The organism is Kineococcus siccus, from assembly GCF_009906795.1.
GTDB lineage: Bacteria > Actinomycetota > Actinomycetes > Actinomycetales > Kineococcaceae > Kineococcus > Kineococcus siccus.
Genome location: NZ_JAAALN010000052.1, coordinates 1 through 20,174 on the forward strand (window position 1 = coordinate 1; position 20,174 = coordinate 20,174).

General features: G+C 75.4%; 19 protein-coding genes and 1 pseudogene. 12 read left to right on the plus strand and 8 right to left on the minus strand.

Annotated elements, in window-relative coordinates:
• Nucleotide 1 precedes the first annotated feature (1 nt).
• A complete protein-coding gene (locus tag GTR02_RS08225; RefSeq protein WP_166607002.1) occupies nucleotides 2-895 on the plus strand; it encodes a class I SAM-dependent methyltransferase in 894 nt (297 codons plus the stop codon).
• 11 nt (nucleotides 896-906) lie between these two features.
• On the opposite strand, the gene GTR02_RS08230 is transcribed toward GTR02_RS08225, so the two are convergent.
• On the minus strand, nucleotides 907-1,329 hold the full coding sequence (locus GTR02_RS08230; protein WP_166607003.1) for a VOC family protein: 423 nt from the start codon (nucleotides 1,327-1,329) through the stop codon (nucleotides 907-909).
• A gap of 90 nt (nucleotides 1,330-1,419) precedes the next feature.
• Between GTR02_RS08230 and GTR02_RS08235 the strand changes: the two genes are divergently transcribed.
• Nucleotides 1,420-2,409: a helix-turn-helix transcriptional regulator gene (locus tag GTR02_RS08235; RefSeq protein ID WP_240895306.1), complete on the plus strand. Its 990-nt coding sequence runs from the start codon at nucleotides 1,420-1,422 to the stop codon at nucleotides 2,407-2,409.
• Between the two features lie 73 nt (nucleotides 2,410-2,482).
• Nucleotides 2,483-2,674 (plus strand): DUF2795 domain-containing protein, encoded by a 192-nt coding sequence (locus GTR02_RS22915; RefSeq protein ID WP_166607004.1) that lies wholly within the window; start codon nucleotides 2,483-2,485, stop codon nucleotides 2,672-2,674.
• A gap of 15 nt (nucleotides 2,675-2,689) precedes the next feature.
• On the opposite strand, the gene GTR02_RS08245 is transcribed toward GTR02_RS22915, so the two are convergent.
• Both GTR02_RS08245 and GTR02_RS08250 read right to left on the minus strand, forming a co-directional pair.
• Nucleotides 2,690-3,574, minus strand: a complete 885-nt coding sequence (locus GTR02_RS08245; RefSeq protein ID WP_166607005.1) for a PHP domain-containing protein — start codon at nucleotides 3,572-3,574, stop codon at nucleotides 2,690-2,692.
• 58 nt (nucleotides 3,575-3,632) lie between these two features.
• The gene (locus tag GTR02_RS08250; protein ID WP_166607006.1) at nucleotides 3,633-4,841 is read right to left on the minus strand and encodes a hypothetical protein; all 1,209 of its coding nucleotides are present in this window, start codon (nucleotides 4,839-4,841) and stop codon (nucleotides 3,633-3,635) included.
• Nucleotides 4,842-5,090: 249 nt separating this feature from the next.
• Here GTR02_RS08250 and GTR02_RS08255 point away from each other — a divergent pair, with 249 nt between their 5' ends.
• Nucleotides 5,091-5,708, plus strand: a complete 618-nt coding sequence (locus tag GTR02_RS08255; protein ID WP_166607007.1) for a LysE family transporter — start codon at nucleotides 5,091-5,093, stop codon at nucleotides 5,706-5,708.
• 9 nt (nucleotides 5,709-5,717) lie between these two features.
• Here GTR02_RS08255 and GTR02_RS08260 read toward each other — a convergent pair whose 3' ends face one another.
• Nucleotides 5,718-6,959: an MFS transporter gene (locus GTR02_RS08260; protein WP_166607008.1), complete on the minus strand. Its 1,242-nt coding sequence runs from the start codon at nucleotides 6,957-6,959 to the stop codon at nucleotides 5,718-5,720.
• Nucleotides 6,960-6,994: 35 nt separating this feature from the next.
• On the opposite strand from GTR02_RS08260, the gene GTR02_RS08265 reads away from it, so the two are divergent.
• Nucleotides 6,995-7,861: an SDR family NAD(P)-dependent oxidoreductase gene (locus tag GTR02_RS08265; RefSeq protein ID WP_166607009.1), complete on the plus strand. Its 867-nt coding sequence runs from the start codon at nucleotides 6,995-6,997 to the stop codon at nucleotides 7,859-7,861.
• 7 nt (nucleotides 7,862-7,868) lie between these two features.
• Here GTR02_RS08265 and yczR read toward each other — a convergent pair whose 3' ends face one another.
• The gene (yczR, locus tag GTR02_RS08270; protein WP_338073671.1) at nucleotides 7,869-9,287 is read right to left on the minus strand and encodes a MocR-like transcription factor YczR; all 1,419 of its coding nucleotides are present in this window, start codon (nucleotides 9,285-9,287) and stop codon (nucleotides 7,869-7,871) included.
• A 52-nt stretch (nucleotides 9,288-9,339) separates the two neighbouring features.
• Here yczR and yczE point away from each other — a divergent pair, with 52 nt between their 5' ends.
• Nucleotides 9,340-9,963: a membrane protein YczE gene (yczE, locus tag GTR02_RS08275; RefSeq protein ID WP_166607011.1), complete on the plus strand. Its 624-nt coding sequence runs from the start codon at nucleotides 9,340-9,342 to the stop codon at nucleotides 9,961-9,963.
• A gap of 133 nt (nucleotides 9,964-10,096) precedes the next feature.
• Nucleotides 10,097-10,933 (plus strand): alpha/beta fold hydrolase, encoded by an 837-nt coding sequence (locus tag GTR02_RS08280; protein WP_166607012.1) that lies wholly within the window; start codon nucleotides 10,097-10,099, stop codon nucleotides 10,931-10,933.
• Between the two features lie 75 nt (nucleotides 10,934-11,008).
• Here the strand turns inward: GTR02_RS08280 and GTR02_RS08285 are convergent, their stop codons facing one another.
• Nucleotides 11,009-11,941: a coiled-coil domain-containing protein gene (locus GTR02_RS08285; protein WP_166607013.1), complete on the minus strand. Its 933-nt coding sequence runs from the start codon at nucleotides 11,939-11,941 to the stop codon at nucleotides 11,009-11,011.
• A 160-nt stretch (nucleotides 11,942-12,101) separates the two neighbouring features.
• Between GTR02_RS08285 and GTR02_RS08290 the strand changes: the two genes are divergently transcribed.
• From GTR02_RS08290 to GTR02_RS08305, 4 genes are all read left to right on the plus strand, one after another.
• Nucleotides 12,102-13,829, plus strand: coding sequence for a hypothetical protein (locus GTR02_RS08290; protein ID WP_166607014.1), 1,728 nt, complete (start codon nucleotides 12,102-12,104; stop codon nucleotides 13,827-13,829).
• 104 nt (nucleotides 13,830-13,933) lie between these two features.
• Nucleotides 13,934-15,241, plus strand: a complete 1,308-nt coding sequence (locus GTR02_RS08295; RefSeq protein ID WP_166607015.1) for an extracellular solute-binding protein — start codon at nucleotides 13,934-13,936, stop codon at nucleotides 15,239-15,241.
• 22 nt (nucleotides 15,242-15,263) lie between these two features.
• Nucleotides 15,264-16,238: a carbohydrate ABC transporter permease gene (locus GTR02_RS08300; protein WP_166607016.1), complete on the plus strand. Its 975-nt coding sequence runs from the start codon at nucleotides 15,264-15,266 to the stop codon at nucleotides 16,236-16,238.
• Nucleotides 16,239-16,341: 103 nt separating this feature from the next.
• On the plus strand, nucleotides 16,342-17,124 hold the full coding sequence (locus GTR02_RS08305) for a carbohydrate ABC transporter permease (RefSeq protein ID WP_420814708.1): 783 nt from the start codon (nucleotides 16,342-16,344) through the stop codon (nucleotides 17,122-17,124).
• On the opposite strand, the gene GTR02_RS08310 is transcribed toward GTR02_RS08305, so the two are convergent.
• Entirely contained in the window at nucleotides 17,102-18,388 is a 1,287-nt protein-coding gene (locus tag GTR02_RS08310) for an APC family permease (protein WP_338073673.1), read from the minus strand. The genes GTR02_RS08305 and GTR02_RS08310 overlap by 23 nt on opposite strands.
• Before the next feature lie 213 nt (nucleotides 18,389-18,601).
• Here GTR02_RS08310 and GTR02_RS08315 point away from each other — a divergent pair.
• Nucleotides 18,602-19,033: pseudogene (locus GTR02_RS08315) on the plus strand (carbohydrate ABC transporter permease); the annotation flags it as partial.
• A gap of 70 nt (nucleotides 19,034-19,103) precedes the next feature.
• Here the strand turns inward: GTR02_RS08315 and GTR02_RS08320 are convergent.
• Nucleotides 19,104-20,174 (minus strand): ABC transporter substrate-binding protein (locus GTR02_RS08320; RefSeq protein WP_205708858.1); only part of this gene is annotated, 1,071 nt, incomplete at its 5' end.

Genomic DNA, 20,174 nt, shown 5'->3' on the forward strand with positions numbered 1-20,174 from the left:
CCTGCTGGGCGTCGAGGGGCTCGCGCTCCTGCGCGGGTGGGCGGGGGACGCCGACCGCGCGTTCACGCACGACCGGCTGGCCGAGGTGCGCCGGCTGCTCGACGACCCGCTGCTCGCCGACCACCCCGGCGTGGACGTGGCCCGCGGGACGGCCACCGGCGGGTACCGCGACTGGGCGCCCACCTACGACGGGCCGAACCGGTTGTTCGAGCTCGACGAGCCGTTCGTCGACGCGGTCCTCGCCGGACTGGCGCCCGGCGCCGCCCTCGACGCGGCCTGCGGGACGGGCCGCCTCGCGGAGCGGCTCGTGCGGGCCGGCCACGACGTGGTCGGCGTCGACGCCTCACCGGAGATGCTCGCCGTGGCCCGCCGTCGGGTGCCGCAGGCCCGGTTCGTGGCCGGTGCCCTCGAGCGGCTCCCCGTGGCCGACGCCTCGGTCGACGTCGTCGTCTGCGCGCTCGCGCTGTCGCACCTGCCGTCCCTCGGGCCCGCGGTGCAGGAGTTCGCGCGCGTGCTGCGCCCCGGCGGCCACCTCGTCGTCTCCGACGTCCACCACGAACTGATCTTCCGCGGATCGGTCGTGGCGGCCCCGGGCCCCGGGGGTGGGCCGGGCCTCGTACCGACCTACCGGCACTCCCTCGGCGAGTTCCTCCGGGCGTTCCTGTCCCACGGGTTCGCGGTGCGGGCGTGCGAGGAACCCGGTGGTCCCGCCGCGGAGGAGCCCCCGCCGGGCCCGGCTCCGGCCCCCTCCACGACGGGCGCCGACCTCGGGCCGTGGTCGCTGTGGCCGTGGACGCTGATGGAACTCCTGCCGGCCGCGACCCGCGCCGCGTGGGACGTGCCCCTCGTCGTGACCTGGCACGCGCAGCGGGAGGGCGGGGACGGCCGAGCCTGAAACCCCGCGCGTCAGCCCTCCTCGAGGGGCAGGTGGCAGACCGCCTCGAGGTTGATGCCGTGCGGGTCGTCGACGAAACCGCCGTAGTAGTCGTCGTGGTACTCGGGCCACACGGCGGGGGCGTCGCGGCTCGTGGCCCCCGCGGCGAGCGCGGCCGCGTAGAACGTCCGCACGTCCTCCCGCGTGTCCACGGTGAACGCGAGGTGCATGTTGGTCCCGACGGTGCCGTGGTCGACCAGCCAGAAGAACGGCTTCACGCGGGGCCAGCCGAAACCCGTCATCGCCGCCCGCGGCGGTTCGGGCACCTCGGGGATCTCGAGCATCTTGACGATCCCGATGGACGCCAGGACGGGTTCGTAGAACGCGACGGCAGCCGCGAGGTCGGGGACGGCGACGTTCAGGTGGTCGATGCGGGAGCCGGAACGGTCGATCACGGGGGTTCCTCCTGGTGCCGGTGAGCGGGTGGCGAGCCTCGCACCGGTCGCGGACACGGGATGTCCGCCTCTGCCGCGAGGATGGCCGGCATGGCCGCCACGTCGACCCGCACGCTCACGCTGCTGTCCCTGCTGCAGGCGGGACGCACGTGGTCCGGCGCCGACCTCGCGGCCCGGCTGGAGGTGAGCACGCGGACCGTGCGCCGCGACGTCGAGACGCTGCGGGGCCTCGGCTACCCCGTGTCCGCGAGCCGGGGGCCGTCGGGCACCTACCGCTGGGGGGCGGGCGGCACGCTCCCGCCGCTCGTGCTCGACGAGGAGCAGGCGGTGGCCGTGGCCCTCGCCCTCCAGACCGCCCCCGTCCCCGTCGCCGGGCTGGGCGACGCCGCCCCGCGGGCGCTCGCGACCCTGCGGCAGGTCATGTCCCCGGGCCTGCGGGCGCGCGTCGACGCCGTGCGGGTCACGGCGGTGCCGCACGCGTGGGACTTCGCCGCCCCGCCCCTGGACCCGGACGTCCTCGCGGCCGTCGGGGCGGCCGTCAGCCGGGGTCACGTCCTGCGCGTCGACGCCGTCGCCGCCGACGGCGCGCGTCCCGTGCCGGGGGAGGTCGGGTTCCGCCCGCCGCGGCGGCTGGAACCCCACGACCTCGTCGTGTGGGCGGGCCGCTGGTACCTCGTGGCGTTCGACCTCGACGCGGGCGACTGGGCCGTGCTGCGGGTGGACCGGCTGCACCCCCTCGCCGCCACGGGCACGCCCTTCGCCCGCCGCGAGGTGCCCGGGGGCAGCGCCGAGGCGTTCGTCACGACGCGCCCCGACCGCGGCGACACCCCCGCCGGCTGGCCCTGCCTCGGTTCCGTCGTGCTCCACCTGCCGGCCCCGGTCGTGGCCCGCTGGGCGCCCGGCGGGTCGGTCGTCGAGGACGCGGGCCCCGGCCGCTGCCGGTTCACGCTGGGCGCGTGGTCCTGGGCGGGGGTCGCCGGGATCCTCGCGACCTTCGACGCGCCCGTCAGCGAGGTCGAACCCGCCGGGCTGCGCGAGGCGCTGCGCACGCTCTCCGCCCGGTTCGCCGCGATCTCCTGAGCATGGCCCCGGGCGGCCGGGGTAGGGGGTCGGGGTCGGCGCACCGGGCGCCGGCGACGACGAGGAGGTCCCCGTGGCGGAGAAGGTCAGCCCGATCGACATCCAGAAGCACCTCTCCGGGGTGGAGTACCCCGCGAGCAAGGACGCGCTGGTGGACCACGCGAAGGGGTCTGGTGCGCCGCAGGAGGTCGTCGACGCCCTCGAAGCGCTGGGCGACGGCGAGTACGACGCCCCGACGGCCGTCACGCACGCCGTCTTCAACTAGTTCCTCGCGCACCGCTCAGGCGCGACCCCACAGCGCGGTGGGGTCGTCGCCCGGGCGGAACCCGACGGCGGCGACGGCCCCGGCCACGGCGCGGAAACCCCGGGCCAGCTCGTCCGGGCTGTGCGCGTCGCTGCCGAACGCGACCGCGTCCCCGCCGGCCTCGTGCCACCACCGCACCAGCCGCACGTCCATCGGCAGCGACGTGTTCACCTCCAGCGCCCGCCCCGAGGCGGCGAGGACCCCGAGCGTGTCGCGGACGTCCGGCTCCAGGTCGTCCCACGGCACGGGCCCTGCCCCGGTCGGCCAGTACCGCAGCGGGTAGTCCAGGTGGCCGAGGACGTCGAAGGGCGTGCTCGCACGCGCCATCGCGGAGACCTCCGCGAGGTAGGCCCGGACCGCGTCCAGCGGCGAGCGCTGTTCAAGGGTGTGCCCGAACTCCCGATGCGCCCCCGCTGCGGCGAGGTCCGCGAGGGAGTGCACGGAGCCGACGACCCGGTCGAAGCCCCGGCGGAGCAGGTCCGCCGCGGCGTCGGGGTGCCAGTGGCCCTCGGAGAGCTCGATGCCGCTGCGGATCCGCAGGCCGGGGAACAGCCCGCGGCACCGTTCCAGCTCGGCGAGGTAGGCGTCGACCTCGAGCGGGTCGGCGAGGAACCGGCCGTGGTCGTCGACACGCCCGCGCACGTCCGCGGTCCAGTCCCAGCCGCCCGCCGGCGGTGTCCACGCCGTGAGGTCGACGTGCTCGGTGAACGAGACGGCCGGCAGGCCGAGCGCCACCGCGCGGGCGCACGTCCCCGCCAGGTCGCCTGCGCTCGCGTCCCACGAGAACTGCGAGTGGACGTGGTCGTCCGCGGGGAGGGCCGTGGGAGGACGGGGCCGCGACGGGGGCTGCTCACCGCTCACCCCGCGACCGTAGCCCCGTCACCCGGCGCCCCCCGGGCCCACAGGTGGTGCTGCGCCGTCAGTGCTCAGGCAGGATGACCGCGACCGCGAGGGGCACCGCCAGCAGGAGGGCCACCGTGGGTGACCGCCTCGGCTCCTCCTCCGCGCGGGACGGCCGCGCCGTCGTCCCGCGCCACACCAGGCGGGCCGCGACGCAGAGCACCGCACCGACGGTGAAGAGCGCGCCCTCCAGGTGGAGGTCGGCGACGTGCGTCACCTCCGTGAGGCCGGTGCCCGCCAGGCTCAGGAGGGCCAGCGCTCCCGTCCACGCCGCCTGGCAGAGCTGCACCGGGACGCGTCGGGTGGCGAGGTGGCGGTCGGTCGCCCACAACGCCCACCGCGAGCGGCGGGGACGCCCGGCTCCGCGGCCGCTCAGGGCGGCCGACACGTGCCCTGCGGTCAGTCCGAGCAGCAACCCGGGTGTCGCCGCGTCCAGCACGGTCCGCACGGCCAGGCCCTCCCACGCTGCGCCCAGGGCCAGCACCGAGACCGCCACGACGACCAGCACGAGGTGGGGGAAGAGGCCGCGGCACTGCCGCGAGAGCCGCCGCAGCACCGCCGAGACCGCGGCCGCGGTCACCACCCCGGCTCCCAGGCCGATCACGGCGGAGGCGGCGACCTCCGCGGCGGGCAGACCCCACCGGGCGGCCACCTGCGACGTCATCCACACCGCCATCCACGCGCCGAGCACGAGGACGGCCAGCGACGCGAGGCCGTGGACCCCCGGCAGGTGCCAGTGCGGGGCGAGCCGGCGCACAGCCTCCCGGTAGGCGGTGAGCAGTGCCCCGACGCCCCGTGCGGCCGCCGCACCGCCCTCGCCCCCCGGGTCACGGTGCGCCCGCGGCGCAGGCAGCGAGGCGGTGGTCACCCAGCCCGTCCACGGCAGACCGGCGCCGTCCGGCGGCGGTGCCGCCTCGTGGCCGGCGTGGTCGGTGCACCGTGACGCGGTCACCCGCCACGACCCGGGCGGGAGGTCCTCGACGATCACGCTGACGCACGCGGCGTCGTGGTCCGGGACGTCCGGCAGGCGCACCAGACGGTCGAAGCGGGTCGGCCCGACCGCGTCCTCACCGGGGTCGCGCTCACCGCGCACGTGGAGGACGCAGTGGCCGCGGTCGGAGGCGCCACCGTCCCCGCCGGTGCCGTGCGCGACGTACCAGAGGCTCACCACGAGGGTGTCCGCGGCGACGGGGCGGACCTGGAGGGCGGTGACGGTGCAGGGGTGCATGCGGTCCTCGGGAGAGGTGGTCGAGCGGAGACGGGCCGGGCGGTCCTGGGGTCGGACGCCACCTCCTGTCCGCCGGCGGCGCGCTCGGCTGGGGCAGCACGGTAGCGGCGGCGGCGTCGACCGGCAGGCGTGCGAGCCCCACGTCACCGGATCGGCGCAAGCGCCCGGGCGGCCCGCCGCGACGGCGGCGCCGCCGGGGGTGCGGGGCGCGGGCTTCTCCGCGGCCGCGACGGTCCCTACCGTCGGCGTGTGCTCCCCGACCTCCTCGCCGCCGCCGCCGGGCTCGGCCTCGGGCTGTCCCTCATCGTGGCGATCGGGTCGCAGAACGCGTTCGTCCTGCGACAGGGGCTGCGACGTCAGCGGGTCGGCGCGGTCGTGGTGGTGTGCGTGCTGTCCGACGTCGCCCTCATCGCGGCGGGGGTGGCGGGTGCGGGCGCGGTCGTCCGCGAGCACCCCGCGGTCCTCCTCGCCGTGCGCGTCGCGGGTGCCGCGTTCCTCGTCGTCTACGGCGTCCTCGCCGCCCGCCGGGCGCTGGCGCCGCACGCGCTCGAGGAGGGTGGCGATCCCGGGCCGGCCTCGCTGGGCGCCGCGGTGGCGACCGCGCTCGCGCTCACGTGGCTCAACCCGCACGTCTACCTCGACACGGTCGTGCTGCTGGGCTCCATCGCGCAGAGCCACCCCGGCCGGCAGTGGTGGTTCGCCGCGGGTGCCGCCGTCGCGAGCACCGTGTGGTTCACGGCCCTCGGCTACGGCGCCGCCCTCCTGCGTCCCCTGTTCGCCCGCCCCGGCGCCTGGCGCGTCCTCGACGTCGGCATCGCGCTCGTGATGTTCGCCCTCGCCGCGTCGCTGCTCCTCGCCGCCGGGTGAGGGCGCGGGTCAGGACGACGTCCGGGGTCGGCGTTCCGCGCGCCCGACGAGGCGGCCGGTGATCCGCAGGCCGGGCAGGGCCAGCAGGTTCGCGGCGGCGAGGACGAGGAACGGCAGGGCCGCGCCGCGGTCGAACAGGCCCGCGAACAGGAGCGGCCCGAGCAGTTCCGCGGCGACGAAGGAGTACTGGAAGACCGCGAGGTAGCGGCCGCGCGCGTCGGGCCCGGCCAGGGCGGTGACGAGCGCGGCCGACGCCGGGGCGTGCAGCACCTCCGCGGCGCTGAGGACGAGCACGGACGCCGCCAGGAACAGGACCGCGGTGGGCAGGGTCCCCGCCGCCCCGAGCGCCAGCGCGGTGAACGCCGCGGCCCACAGCGCGGCCGCCCACCGCAGCGGCACCAGCGGTCCCCGGCGCGCGGCGACCCGCCCCCCGCGCGGCCCGAGGACCGCGACCAGCAGGGCGTTGACCACGAGCAGCGCGGCGGTCAGCCACCCCGGCCCCTGCAGGCCGGACCGGACCACGGTGGGCAGCGCCAGGCCGACGAACAGGGTCGACGTCGCGAAGACGCTGTTGGTCACGAGCAGCGCGAGGAAACCCCGGTCCCGCAGCAGCCGCCCGTACCCCGCGGGTCCCCGGGCCCGCTCCGGTGGCCGGGCGGCACCGCCTCGGCCGCGCCCCGGGCGCCCGACGGCGACCAGGAGGCTCGCGACGGCGCAGCACACGGCGGCCGCCCCGGCCACGGCCACGTACGCGCCGACGGCGCCCAGCGAGACGACGACGCCGGTGACGAGGCCGCCGACGACGATGCCCGCGGTGCGGACGACGTTGAGCGTGGCGAACCACGACTCGACCGGCCGGACGGGGTGCGCCTCGGCGTGCTCGGCGACGAGCGCGAACACGCTCGACCAGAACAGCCGTCCCCCGACCGCCGCGACGGCGGAGGCGGTGAACACGCCGAGCGGTCCGCGGACCACGACGTACCCCGCGCAGGCGACGGCCTGCAGCGCCAGGGCGGTGACGACGAGGGGCCGCGGCCCCCAGCGGTCGACGAGCCGGCCGGCGAGCACGGGCAGGGGCAGGGCGACGAGACCCGCGGCGGCGACGAGCGCCCCCAGCTGCGGCAGCGGGACGTCGGTCAGGACGGTGAAGTAGACCAGCGACAGGGGCAGGAGCAGCCCGCCGGCGACGGACGCCGACGACAGCGCGAGGACCAGCGCACGACCCCCGTGGTCACCGCGTCCGACGTCCACCACACGCGACGGTAGCGTCCCGGGCGGGAGGGCACATGAGGACGAGGAACAGCGTGCGGGGCAAGGTCGCCGTGGTCACCGGCGCGGGTTCCGGCATCGGCCGCCAGCTCGCGCTGGAGCTCGCGCGGCGCGGCGCGCGGCTCGCGCTGTGCGACGTCGACCAGGCGGGGCTGGCCGCCACCGCCGGCCTGGTGCGCGCCGCGGTCCCCGCGGTGGGCGTGCACACCGCCCGGCTGGACGTGAGCGACCGGCTCGCGGTCGAGGCCTACGCCGCCGACGTGGTCGCGCACCACGGTGTGGTGCACCAGGTCTACAACAACGCCGGGGTCAGCGGCGGCGGGCAGAGCGTGCTGGACAGCGACTGGCGGGTGGTCGAGCGCACGCTCGCCGTGAACCTCTACGGCGTCCTGCACGGCACCAGGGCGTTCCTGCCCCACCTCGTCGCCTCGGGCGACGGGCACGTCGTGAACGTCTCCAGCCTCAACGGGTTCTTCGCCCAGGCGAAGTCCGGCGACTACTGCGCCAGCAAGTTCGCGGTCCGGGGTCTCACCGAGTCGCTGCGCGCCGAGGTGCTCGCCGACCGCCTCCCCGTGCGCGTCACCGTGGTCCACCCCGGCGGGGTGCGGACGCGGATCGCGTCGGCCGGGATCGAGGAGGCCCGGCGCAGCGGTGTCGAGCTGACGCCGGACCAGCTGCACCGCGCCCGGACCTACGAGGAGAAGCTGCTGCGGATGCCCGCCGACCGCGCCGCCCGGACCGTCCTCGACGGCGTCGAGGCGGGGAGGTCGCGCATCCTGGTCGGCGGCGACGCCAAGGCGGTCGACCTGCTCGTCCGGTTGTTCCCCGCGTCGGCCCCGGTGATCGCCAACGCCATCGACCGGCGGGTGTTCGGCGCCGGGTGAGCCGGCCTCAGACGAGCGCGATGCTCGCGGGCTGCAGCCGCGGCAGGCGCCCGACGTCCTCCCACGCGTCGGCGAGGACGTCGACCACGCGGCGCATCCGCCCGGGCGGCAGCGTGAACGACACCCGCAGGTGGCGTTCGTAGGCCCCGTCGACCCCGAACCGCGGGCCGGGGCTGAGCAGCAGCCCGCGCGAGCGCGCGGCGAGCACCAGGCTGCTGCTCACCGGTTCCCCGAGGTTCACCCAGGTGCTGAAACCCCCGTCGACGCGGGGCGCGTCCCACTGCGGCAGGCGGTCGGCGAGCGCGGCGTGCAGGGCGTCGTGGGCGGCGCGCAGGGTTCCGCGCCGGCGGTCGGTGTACCCGTCGAGCGCGGGGAGGAGCTCGGCGCCCACGAGCTGGTCGAGGACGGGAGTTCCCAGGTCCGTCGGCGAGCGCCGGTGCAGCAGTTCCCGGATCGTCGCGGCGTCGGCGCGGATCCAGCCGAGCCGCAGGCCGCCCCAGACCGACTTCGCGAGCGAGCCGACGTGCACGACGTCGCCGGGGAAGGGGACCCACGGCGCGGCGGACTCGGCGAAACTCAGGTCGGCCATCGACTCGTCGACGACCACGCGGGTCCCGTGCCGCGCGCCGAGCTCCTCGACCCTGCGGCGCTGCGCCGCGGGCATCACCGCGCCCGTGGGGTTGTGGAAGTCGGGGACGAGGTAGGCCAGGCGGGGCCGGGCGCGGGCGAAGGCGTCGTGCAGCGCGTCGTCGTCCCAGCCCTCGCGCCCGACCGGCACCTGCACGGGCCGCCCGCCGGCCGCGGTCAGCGCCTGGACCGCCGTCGGGTACGTGGGCGACTCCACGAGGACGCGGTCGCCCGGGGTGAGGAACGTCCGCGCCAGCAGGGCGATCGCGTGCTGCGCACCGATCGTCACGAGGACCTCGTCCGGCCGGGTCCGCAGCCCGCGCGCGGTGTAGCGCGCCGCGACCGCCTCGCGGAGCTCGGGCACGCCCTGCATCTCGTACCCGTGGCCGGCGAGGTGGGGCGGCAGTCGCAGCAGCGCCCGCTCGACCGCGGCCTGGAAACCCTCCACGGCCGGCATGGCGGCGTTCGTCAGGTCGAGCACGTCGGCGTCCGGGTGCGCCGGGCGGACGGTGAGGGTGGCGGTGGCGGCCCGGTCCAGCGGCTGGACCACGGTGCCGGAACCGCGGACGCTGACGACGTGGCCGGTGTCGCGCAGGGCGGCGTAGGCGGCGCTCACGGTCGCCCGGCTCACGCCGAGCGTGGTGGCCAGGTCCCGCTCGGCCGCGAGCCGCGTCCCCACGGCCAGCCGGCCGTCGAGCACCAGCAGCCGGACGCGGTCGGCCAGGGCGGCGTAGGCGGGGGAGCGGTCGCGCCACGGCCCCAGCAGCGTCGCGAGGGCGCCTGCGCCGATCGTCTGCACCAGGCCACCGTAGCTCGATTGGCACTGGTTCGGCAGGGCCGGAAGCGGTCCAATGGAGCGTGTGAGCAGTCCACTCGCCGCCCCGCACCGCGTCCGGATCCCCCGGCTCCTCATCGGTCTCGTCCTGTTCGGCATCGCCGACGGCGCGATGGTGCAGGCCGCCGTCGGGGTCGACCCGTGGACCGTGTTCGCCCAGGGGCTCTCGCGCCAGAGCGGCGTGGGTGTCGGCTGGGTCACCAACGTCGTCGGGCTCCTGGTGCTGCTGCTGTGGATCCCGCTGCGGCAGCGGCCGGGTGCGGGCACCGTGCTGAACATCCTCGTGGTCGGGACCGTGCTGCAGGCCACGGTCGCGGTGCTGCCCGCCCCGGCCGGCCTGGGCCTGCGGGTGCTGCTGTTCTCGGCCGGTCTGCTCCTGCTGGCCGTGGCGAGCGGCCTCTACATCGGCGCCCACTACGGCCCGGGCCCGCGCGACGGGCTCATGACCGGCCTGCGGGCGCGGACCGGGCGGCCCGTGTGGCAGGTCCGCACGGCGGTGGAGGTGTCGGTGCTCGCCGTCGGCTGGGTGCTCGGCGGCAACGTCGGCCCGGGGACCGTCGCGTTCGCCGTCCTCATCGGGCCCCTCGTGGGCTGGACGCTGCCGGCGCTCGACGTGCGACGCCGGGCCGCGCCGGCCTGACGCGACCCGGCGGACGCCGCCGCGCGCCGCCGGCGACCCTCGCCTACGGTCGTCCCGCGTTCAACCGGTGCCCGGTCCCCGAGGCACCGCGTCCCCACCGGGGAGGCGCTCCACCGCGAGCCCAGGGAGAACCATGACCGAGGTGACGGCCCACCACGGGCTGTTCAGGAACACCGACCTGCACGTCGACGACACGGGCGGCAGCGGCCGTCCGGTCGTGCTGATCCACGGCTGGCCCCTCTCGGGCGCCTCGTGGTCGGAGCAGGTGCCGCCGCTGGAGCGGGCCGGCTTCCGCGCGGTGACCTACGACCGCCGCGGGTTCGGGCGCAGCGACAAGCCCCGCAGCGGCTACGACTACGACACGCTGACCGAGGACCTGCACACCCTGCTCGAGGCCCTCGACCTCCACGACGTCACCCTCGTCGGCTTCTCCATGGGCGGCGGGGAGGTCGCGCGGTACTTCAGCCGGTACGGGGGCGAGCGCGTGCGCAGCGCGGTCTTCGCGGCCGCCGTCCCGCCGTACCTGATGCAGGGCGACGACAACCCCGAGGGGCCGCTGACGAAGGAGGCCGCCGCCGGGATGACGGCCGCGCTCACGGCCGACGAGGACTCCTTCTACGAGGAGTTCGTCACGCAGTTCTTCTCGGTCGACGGGGTGCTGCGGGTGAGCGAGGTCCAGCGTCAGGAGGCGCTGGCGCTGGCGCGGCAGGCCGACAAGAGGGCCGCGCTGGCGTGCATGGAGGCGTTCGCGACCACCGACTTCCGGGCGGACCTGCCGAAGGTCCAGGTGCCCACGCTCGTCGTGCACGGTGACGGGGACGCGACCGTGCCCCTCGAGGGTTCCGGGGGCCGCACCCACGCGGCGGTCGCCGGCAGCCGGCTGCACGTCATCGCCGGCGCCCCGCACGGCTGCAACGTCAGCCACGCCGACGAGTTCAACCGGGTCCTGCTGGAGTTCCTCGCCGACTGATCCCTGTCGACCGACCCCTGCCGACCGACCCTGTCGACCGGTCCTCCGTGGTCGTGCCGGTGCTCCCGCGCACGATCACGGTGGGGGTCCGGTGAGCCCGTCGAGGTGGTGGCGAGCCCGCTGCAGGGCGGCGTCGGCCCCCCGCGCGGCGCGGGCGGCGGCGTCGCGGTCCCCGGTCGCCTCGCGCCGTCCGGCCGCCGCGGTGTCCCGCGCCCGGCGGGCCTCCTCGAGCAGGCGTTCGAGGTCGCGCACGCTCTCCGTGCCCGCCTCCTCCGCGGCCGCGGCCTGCGCGGCCCGGGACTCCGCGGCCCGGAGGGCGTCCGCGGCCCGGGTCACCTCCTGCTCCGCCCGCTCGACGTCGGCGCGCGCCGCGCGCCGCTGCTCCTCGCGCTCCCGGGCCGCCCGCTCGTCCGCCTGCTTGCGCTCCGCGTCCCTCGCCGGCGCGTCCTCCCGCGTCGCCGGTGACGACGGGGCCGCCCGGGGCAGGGCGACGGCCCCGTCGAGGTCGACCGGACCGAACCCGGTGTGCTCCAGGTGGGTGGTCAGGCGACCGGACCGGACCGCCGCGGTGGCGTCCTCGTCGGCCAGGGCGGCGCGCAGCGTCTGGACCACCTGCTCGCCCACGGCGGGGCTCAGGGCCACGCCCTCGTCGGCGGCGTCCTGCTCGGCCAGCCCGCGGACCGCGGCCGTGAGCTGCTGCTGCTCGCCCGACAGCGCCCGCAGCTGCGCACCCGCGAGGGACCGCTGCGCGTTGCGCAGGGCGGAACCCAGCTGCGCCAGCTGGTCCACCACGTCGGGGTGGCGCCGCACCAGCTGGTTGACGGCCCACGCCGCCACCGAGGGCCGGCGCAGCGCGCGGACGGCGGTGGCGAGGTCGCGGTCGCCGGCGGAGCGGGCCTCCTTCGCCCGGCGGTCGCGTTCGCCGGTGAACTCCCCGGGCGGCAGGCCGTACAGCGCGTCGGCGACCTCGTCGAGACTCCCTCCGCCACTCTCGCCTCTCGGACCCACGTCCCCAGGATGCACGCCCCGGAACGCGCGCGTCCGCGGCCGACGGCCTCCCCCGTCGGCCCGGGGCCCACCCGGTAGGTTCCTGCGGACCGCACGAGTCGTGCTGCGGGGCGCGGGAACCGGCCGGCGGTGGGCTCGCCGGGGTGACGGGAGGACGCACGTGGACGACACCGTGGACCAGCCGTACCTCGACGCGGTGCGGGTGGCGCTGGACGCGTTCCTCGCGGGAGTCCGGGCGGAGGCGGACGGGGACGCGTGGGCGCACCTGGAGCACCGGGCGCTGGCCCACCGGGTCCTCGGTCTCGTCGCGGGCGCCTGCGCCCCCACCACCGACCCCGCCGTCCTGCTGCGGCCGGCCGAGCGGCTCGTCGCGCACCTGCGCGCGCTGCAGGGGCCGAGCGGTCTGTTCACCGGTGGCGACAACGTGGACTCCCCGCCCGACTCCGCGTTCAGCGTCAACGACCTCGCGGACGCGGCCGCGCTCCTGCGGTCGCCGTCGGCCCCCGGCGCCCCGGCGCTCGCCGCAGCGCTCGACGAGGTCCTCGCGGCGGCCACCCCGGCCCTGCTGCGCGGCGGCGTGCACACGCCGAACCACCGGTGGGAGCTCTCCGCCGCCCTGGCCCGCCTGCACCGCGTGCGCCCCGACCCGGCCCTCGTCGCCCGGGTGGAGCAGTGGCTCGCCGAGGGCGTGGACATCGACGGCGACGGCCTGTTCTCCGAGCGCAGCGCGAACTACGCCGCCCACGTCTCGAACCCCTCGCTGCTCGCGATCGCGGACGTCCTCGGGCGCGACGACCTCGTGGACGCGGTGGAGCGCAACCTCACCGCCACGCTGGACCTGCTGCTGCCGGACGGGACGGTCGAGACCGTGCACTCCCGTCGCCAGGACCAGCGGGGGACCATCCGCCTCGGGGCGTACCTCCTGCCGCTGCGCCGGGTGGCCCGGGCGCGCGGGCGGGGCGACCTCGCCTGGGCGGCCGAGCTCGCCCTGGCGCAGGGCGTCGAGCAGCCCGCCCGCGCGGCGGCGCAGCTGGTCCTCGACCCGGACGCGGCCGCGGCGCTGCCGCCCGCCGAGGCTCCCGCGCCCCGTCGCCGTCGCGTGCTCGCCGCGGCGGGCGTCGTGCTCGACCACGGCCCCCGCGGCACGACCGTCGTGTTCGGCGGCTCCGACCACGCCCGGCACGGGCGCGTGCGCTCCGGTCTGGCGACCAACCCGACCTTCCTGCGCCTCCTCACGCCGTCCCTCGCCCTCGACGGGGTGCGGCTGAGCCGGACGTTCTTCGGCCTGGGGCCCTTCCGCGCCGACACGTCGGCGGTCCGCGAGGACGGGGTGCACCTGCACGAGGAGGTCGGCGCGGCGTACTACCAGCCGCTCGCGGCCGGCCTGCGCGACCCGGCCGGGGCCTACGCCGTCGAGGACGAGGGCCGCTTCAGCGCCGCCATGTCCTTCGGGGCGCGGGAGCGCGACGTCGTCCGGCTGACGACCGACGTCGACGTCCGCCTGGTCGACGGCGGGGCGGAGCTGACCCTCGACACGACGGGCCCCGCCGTCGACGCGGTGCTGGAGCTCGCCCTGCGCCCCGGCGGGTCGATGACCGGGGCCCGGGCCGACGGTGAGCACCGCTGGCGGCTGGACCCCGCGGCCGGACCGGGGGCCGCGGCCGCCTACCGGCAGGGGGAGCAGGTCCTGCACGTGCGCGTGCTCGCCGCCGAGGACGCCGGTGGCGGGCCGGTCGCGGCGCCGCGGCGGGCGCCCGGGTACCACCCCGGGGAGGACTACGCGTTCCTCGGCGGCACCGACGCGGCCCAGGGGGAGCTGCTGCTCGTCGCCTTCCGCACGCCCTGCCACCTGCGCGTGGGGCTGAGCGTGGAAGCGGTGCACCCTTGACGTGGTAAGCCCTTTCCACCTACGGTTCGCGGCAGGTCACCGAGCAGTGCCGCCCGGTCGCCGCAGGACCCGACGGGGCGGCGGACAGACGAAGGAGTCGATCGATGAGCGGATCCAGGACCAGTCGGCGGGCCGTGCTCGCGGGCTCCCTCGGCGTCAGCCTGACCGGCGCGCTGGCCCTCGCCGGCTGCGGTTCCGAGTCGGGTTCCGGCGGGGGGAGCGGCGGCGACGCCTCGACCATCACGCTGTGGCTGTCCGCGAGCGAGGCGCAGACCGCCGGCTACCAGGAACTCGCCACGCAGTTCAAGGCGAAGACGGGCACCACGGTCACCATCGTGAACGTGCCGTACGACGGCTTCCAGACGAAGCTGCGCCAGGCCGCGCAGGCGAACTCCCTGCCGGACGTCGCCCGCGCACCGTCGCTGGACCCGATCTGGACCAACCAGCTGCAGGACCTCAAGGCGATCGCGACCAGTGCGACGAACAAGGTCGACGCCGACCTGTTCCAGGAGGGCGAGGACGGCAAGGTCCTGACGATCCCGTCGGACATCACGGCCGCCGGCCTCTACATCAACAAGTCCCTGTTCGACCAGGCGGGCGTCACCTACCCGACCGACCCCGCCGCCACGTGGACGTGGGACGACTTCCTCGCCTCGGCCACCAAGGTGCGCGAGGCGACGGGTGCGAAGTACGACCTGGTCTACGACAACTCCCCGGCCCGGATCAAGGCGTGGATCTACACGCACGGGGCCGAGGGCTTCCAGCTCGGCGACGACGGGAAGTTCGCCTACGACGCCGCCACGATCCCGGTCCTTCAGGAGTTCGTCGACCTCAACGACGACACCGTCATGCCCAAGTCCGTCTGGACGTCGGGCGCGGACCCGAACGCGCTGTTCAAGAGCGGTCAGGTCGTCGCCTACTTCTCCGGCGTGTGGCAGGTGGCGGACTTCGCGACGGGCATCACGCAGTTCGAGTGGGTCTCGGCGCCGACGCCGGCCCAGCCGGTGCACGCGACCGACATCAACACGGGCGGCAAGATGGTCGCCTTCGACAACGGCGACACCGCGGAGGCGGCGCTGCAGTTCGTCGAGTTCATGTTCGAGCCGGCCAACTACACCCAGCTGGTGCAGAAGAACGGCTACCTGCCGGTCGAGACGGGCCTGGACCTGCAGTACCCGCTCACCCAGCAGAACGCGCTCGACGCCTTCGCGCTGTACCAGAAGGAGATCGAGTTGGCGGACCCGATCTCCTCGACGGGCAACAAGAACGGCGACCAGCTCACGCTCGACGGCAAGAGCATCAGCGACGACCCGACGAAGGACGAGATGGCCAAGGCCATCAACGGGCAGCAGACCGTCCAGCAGGCCGCCGACAACATCGTGAAGCTGATCAACCAGCAGATCGGCAGCTGACCCACCCTCCCGGGAGACGACGATGGCGAACAGCGTGCTGGACCCAGGCCCCCCGCAGGACGGCGCGGCGGCGGCCGGGGCGCCGGCGACCGCGTCCGGCCGCACCCCGGACCTGCGGCGGCAGCGGCGCCGGGCCGCCCGCTACCAGCTGGCGCCCCTGCTCTTCGTCGCCGTCAACGTCGTCCTCTTCGCCGTCTTCTTCGTCTGGCCCGCGGCGACGGGGCTCTGGTACTCCTTCACGAGCTACACGGGCGTGGGGCGGGCGCCGTTCGTCGGCCTGGAGAACTACGAGCGGCTGCTCGGCGACTCGGCGTTCTACGCGGCGCTCGTCCGGACGCTGCTGTTCACCGTGCTGACGGTGCCGCTGTCCTACCTGCTCTCGCTCGGGCTGGCCGTGCTGCTGGTCAGCCCCTACACCAAGGGCAAGCCCGTCGCCCGCGTGGTCTTCTTCGTGCCGTGGCTGATCTCCCCGATCCTCGTGGGCGTCATCTGGCGCTGGATCGTCGGGGAGAACTTCGGCCTCGTCAACTACGTCGTCACCTCGCTCGGCGGCGACGCGATCGCCTGGCAGTCCAACGCCGACCTCTCGCTCGTCGTGGTCGCCGTCGCGGCCGCGTGGTCGGGCACGGCCTTCTCGATGCTGCTGTTCATCGCGGCCATCAAGAACGTGCCGGCCTCCTACTACGAGGCGGCCGCCATCGACGGCGCGAGCCCGTGGCAGCGCTTCCGCTACATCACGCTGCCGGGCATCGCCCCGACGTCCTTCATCGTCGTGCTCCTGTCCACGCTCGGGTCGATGAAGGAGTACGCGCTGTTCGTCGCCCTCAACAACGGCGGGCCGGGCACGGAGAACAACCTCATCGTGCAGTACATCTTCACCACGGGCTTCCAGCGGGGGCAGATCGGCTACGCGAGTGCGGCGTCCTTCGTGCTGATGCTGATCCTCATGGCGATCGCCCTCGTCCAGCTCTCCGTCAACCGCCGCCGGGAGGCGTGACATGGCCGTCCCCACGCTCCGCGCCCCGGCGCTGCGCCGGCGCCCCGCGACGAAGGTGACCAGCCGCGGCGACCAGGTCCGCACCGTGTCGGCCACGACGATCATGTGGCTGCTGGTCGTGCTGTACGGCTTCCCGCTGCTGTGGTTCGTGCTGTCCTCGTTCAAGCCCGCGGGAGACCTGTTCAGCTACCCGCTGACGCTGTTCCCCCGCAACCCCACGGTCGCGGGCTACGAGCAGGCGTGGACGAGCTTCGACTTCGCCCGCTACTTCACCAACACCCTCGTCGTGGCGATCTCGACGACCGTCCTCACGGTGATCGCCAGCGCCATGTCGGGCTACGCGCTGGCGAAGTACAGCAACTGGTGGCTCAAGGCGTTCTTCGTGTGCATCCTCGCCACCACGATGCTGCCCACCGAGGTGATCCTCAGCCCGTCCTTCCTGGTGATCCGCGACCTCGGCCTGTACAACCAGCTCGCGGGCATCGTCGTGCCGTCGGTCATCACCGCGACCGGCGTCTTCATGTTCCGGCAGTTCTTCTCCACCGTCCCCGACGAGCTGCTCGAAGCGGCGCGCATCGACGGGTCCAGCGAGATCTCGACGTTCGTCCGCATCATGCTGCCGATCGCCCGGCCGATCATGCTGACCCTGGCGATCTTCTCGTTCCAGTGGCGCTGGAACGACTACATCTGGCCGCTGATCGTGCTCAACGACCCGAGCAGGTTCACGCTGCAGATCGGCATCCAGAGCATCGTCGGGGCCGAGAACGTCAACTGGTCCGTCCTGCTGGGTGCGTCCGTCATCTCCATCGTGCCGCTCGTCCTCATCTACCTGGTGTTCCAGCGCTACGTCATGAGCGCCGACATCAACGCGGGGCTGAAGGACTGACCCGGCGGCGCACCGCCCACGTCAGCGCCCCGGCGAGCAGGACCAGGCCGCCCCCCAGGACCGAGGACGCGGGCAGGCTGACGGCCACGGCGACGCAGCCGACGAGGCCGAGCACGGGGACCCACCGCGGTGGCCGGCGCTCGGCCCGCGTCAGGGTCAGGGCGCACGCGTTGGCCACGGCGTAGTAGGCGAGGACCCCGAACGAGGAGGAGCCGATCGCGCCGCGCAGGTCGAGCGTCGCGACGAGGACCACCACGACGGCGGCCACGGCGAGCTCCGCGTGGTGCGGGACGCCCGTGCGCGGGTGCACGGCGGCCAGGGTGCGGGGCAGGTGCCGGTCGCGGGCCATCGCCAGGGTGGTGCGGGAGACGCCGAGCAGCAGGGCGAGCAGCGACCCCGCCGCGGCGGCGGCCGCGCCCACCTGGACGACGGGGGCGAACGCCGCCGCCGGGCCGGCCTCGACCGCCGCGCGCAGCGGGGACGCCGTCGCCGCGGTGCCGTCCGCGCCCAGCACCAGCAGGAGCGTGACGCCCACGGCGGCGTACGCGAGCAGGACGGTGCCGAGGGCGACGGCGATCGCGCGGGGGACCGTGCGGACGGGGTCGCGGACCTCCTCGCCCAGCGTGGCGATGCGCGCGTAGCCCGCGAAGGCGAAGAAGAGGAACCCCGCCCCCTGCAGCACGCCGGCCACGCCCGTGCCGGCGGAGACGACCAGACGGTCCCCACCGCCCGTCCCCCCGGCGAGCGAGGACACCACCACGAAGGCCAGCACCGCCAGCACCAGGGCGACGACGGCCCGCGTGAAGGCCGCGGACTTCTGCACCCCCCGGTAGGTGAGCGCGGCCAGCAGCACGACCGCGGCGGCACCGGCGGCGCGCTCGTGCCCGGGGGCGGTGTACGCGCCGAGGGTCAGGGCCATGGCCGCGCAGCTGGCGGTCTTGCCCACGACGAACGCCCAGCCGGCGAGGTGGCCCCAGAAGTCCCCGAGGCGGCGGCGGCCGTAGACGTAGGTGCCGCCGGACTCCGGGTACAGCGCCGCGAGCCGCGCGGAGGAGGTGGCGTTGCAGCCCGCCACGACCGCGGCCACGACGAGCGCGAGCAGCAGCCCGGACCCCGCGGCGGCCGCGGCCGGGGCGAAGGCCGAGAACACGCCGGCTCCCAGCATGCTGCCGAGCCCGACGACGACGGCGTCGCGCGTGCCGAGCCGGCGCGTCAGCCGCCCGGTCGGGGTGCCGCCCGCCGCGCCCGTCGTGTCGTCCGCCACCCGTGCTCCCGTCCCCGTCCGGTGTCCCCCGCCGGCGTCACCGGTGGCCCGGCGCAGTCTGGCGGGCACGGGTGGACGCCGGGTGAACGACCCGGCGCTGTCGTGCGAGCGTGGTCGCGTGCCCCGCTCCTCCCGCCGCTGGACCGCCCGCGTGGTCGCGACCCGGGTCGTCGCGCTGCCGGCCGCGACTTCGCCCGGTACTTCACCAACACCCTCGGCCTCTACAACCAGCTCGCGGGCATCGTCGTGCCGTCGGTCATCACCGCGACCGGCGTCTTCATGTTCCGGCAGTTCTTCTCCACCGTCCCCGAGGAGCTGCTCGAAGCGGCGCGCATCGACGGGTCCAGCGAGATCTCGACGTTCGTCCGCATCATGCTGCCGATCGCCCGGCCGATCATGCTGACCCTGGCGATCTTCTCGTTCCAGTGGCGCTGGAACGACTACATCTGGCCGCTGATCGTGCTCAACGACCCGAGCAGGTTCACGCTGCAGATCGGCATCCAGAGCATCGTCGGGGCCGAGAACGTCAACTGGTCCGTCCTGCTGGGTGCGTCCGTCATCTCCATCGTGCCGCTCGTCCTCATCTACCTGGTGTTCCAGCGCTACGTCATGAGCGCCGACATCAACGCGGGGCTGAAGGACTGACGGTCTCGGCGAGCGGGGCGGGGTGCCACGGTGAGGACCGTGGCACCCCGCCCCGCGCGTCGCGATCGGCTCAGCCCTTGAGCGAGGGGTCCTCTTCGTAGACCTCGGCGAGCAGCGAGGGGTCGAAGAGGTCGCCGGCCTCGATGGTGATGCCGGCGGCGGCGAGGGAGCGCAGGCTCGCGGCGATGAGCTCGTCGGACATGGTGAGCAACCCGTTGGCCTTCGTCTCCTCGCTCACCATGAGCTCGGCCTGGCGGCCCATGACCGCCTGCTGCGCGTCCGCGGCGAGCCCCAGGTCCTTGCCGTACTTCGTCACGACCACCTGGGCCGCCGCGGCCTGGTCGGCGACGGCGTCGGACCAGCCGCGCGCCGTCGCCGCGAGGAACGCCTTGAGCTTGGCCCGCTCGTCGTCGATGCTCTGCTGGGCGACGACGAGCGTCTCCCCGAACAGCGGCAGCCCGTTGTCGGCGAACAGGAACTGCGTCGCCGGCGTGCCGGTGGCGCTGAGCGCCGCGGCCCCCGAGGTGCTGTAGCCGATGTAGCCGTCGACCTCACCCGTGGTGATCGCCGCGAGGTTCGACTGGAACGGCACCCGAGTGATGGACGCGGGGTCCAGGTCGTTGGCCTTCAGCAGGGCGTTCCACGCCAGGTCGTTGCTGTCCTGCACGCCGATCTTCTTGCCGACCATGTCCTTGGGCGACGGGATGGGCGCGGCCTCCAGCGACACGACGACGAAGGGGTTCTTCTGGAAGGTGGCCCCGACGATCTTCAGGGCGGCACCCTGCGTGATGGCGGGCGCGGTGATGAGGGGTGCGGACACGCCGAGGAAGGCCCGCCCGGTCGCGAGCGCCGCCTCCGCCGAGGTGCCGGCGGCCCCACCCGCCGTGAGCTCGACGGAGTCGAAGCCGGCGTCGCGGTAGTACCCGCGGTCGTCGGCGAGGAACTCACCGGCGAACTCGACGTTCTTCACCCACGACAGCTGCACGGTGACGGCGCCGAACGACGCCGCGCCGGAGCTGCCGCCGGACGCCCCGGCCGTGGGGGACTCGGTGCCCGACCCGCAGGCGGCCAGCAGGGCGGCGCCACCGGCCGCCCCACCCAGGCGGAGGAACCCGCGACGGTCGAGCGGGCGGCGGTGGAC

Coding starts and splice junctions, on each gene's coding strand:
- GTR02_RS08235 (WP_240895306.1), top strand. CDS start 1,420: ATGGCCGCCACGTCGACCCGCACGCTCACGCTGCTGTCCCTGCTGCAG.
- GTR02_RS08250 (WP_166607006.1), bottom strand. CDS start 4,841: ATGCACCCCTGCACCGTCACCGCCCTCCAGGTCCGCCCCGTCGCCGCG.
- GTR02_RS08265 (WP_166607009.1), top strand. CDS start 6,995: ATGAGGACGAGGAACAGCGTGCGGGGCAAGGTCGCCGTGGTCACCGGC.
- yczE (WP_166607011.1), top strand. CDS start 9,340: ATGGAGCGTGTGAGCAGTCCACTCGCCGCCCCGCACCGCGTCCGGATC.
- GTR02_RS08280 (WP_166607012.1), top strand. CDS start 10,097: ATGACCGAGGTGACGGCCCACCACGGGCTGTTCAGGAACACCGACCTG.
- GTR02_RS08295 (WP_166607015.1), top strand. CDS start 13,934: ATGAGCGGATCCAGGACCAGTCGGCGGGCCGTGCTCGCGGGCTCCCTC.
- GTR02_RS08300 (WP_166607016.1), top strand. CDS start 15,264: ATGGCGAACAGCGTGCTGGACCCAGGCCCCCCGCAGGACGGCGCGGCG.
- GTR02_RS08305 (WP_420814708.1), top strand. CDS start 16,342: ATGTGGCTGCTGGTCGTGCTGTACGGCTTCCCGCTGCTGTGGTTCGTG.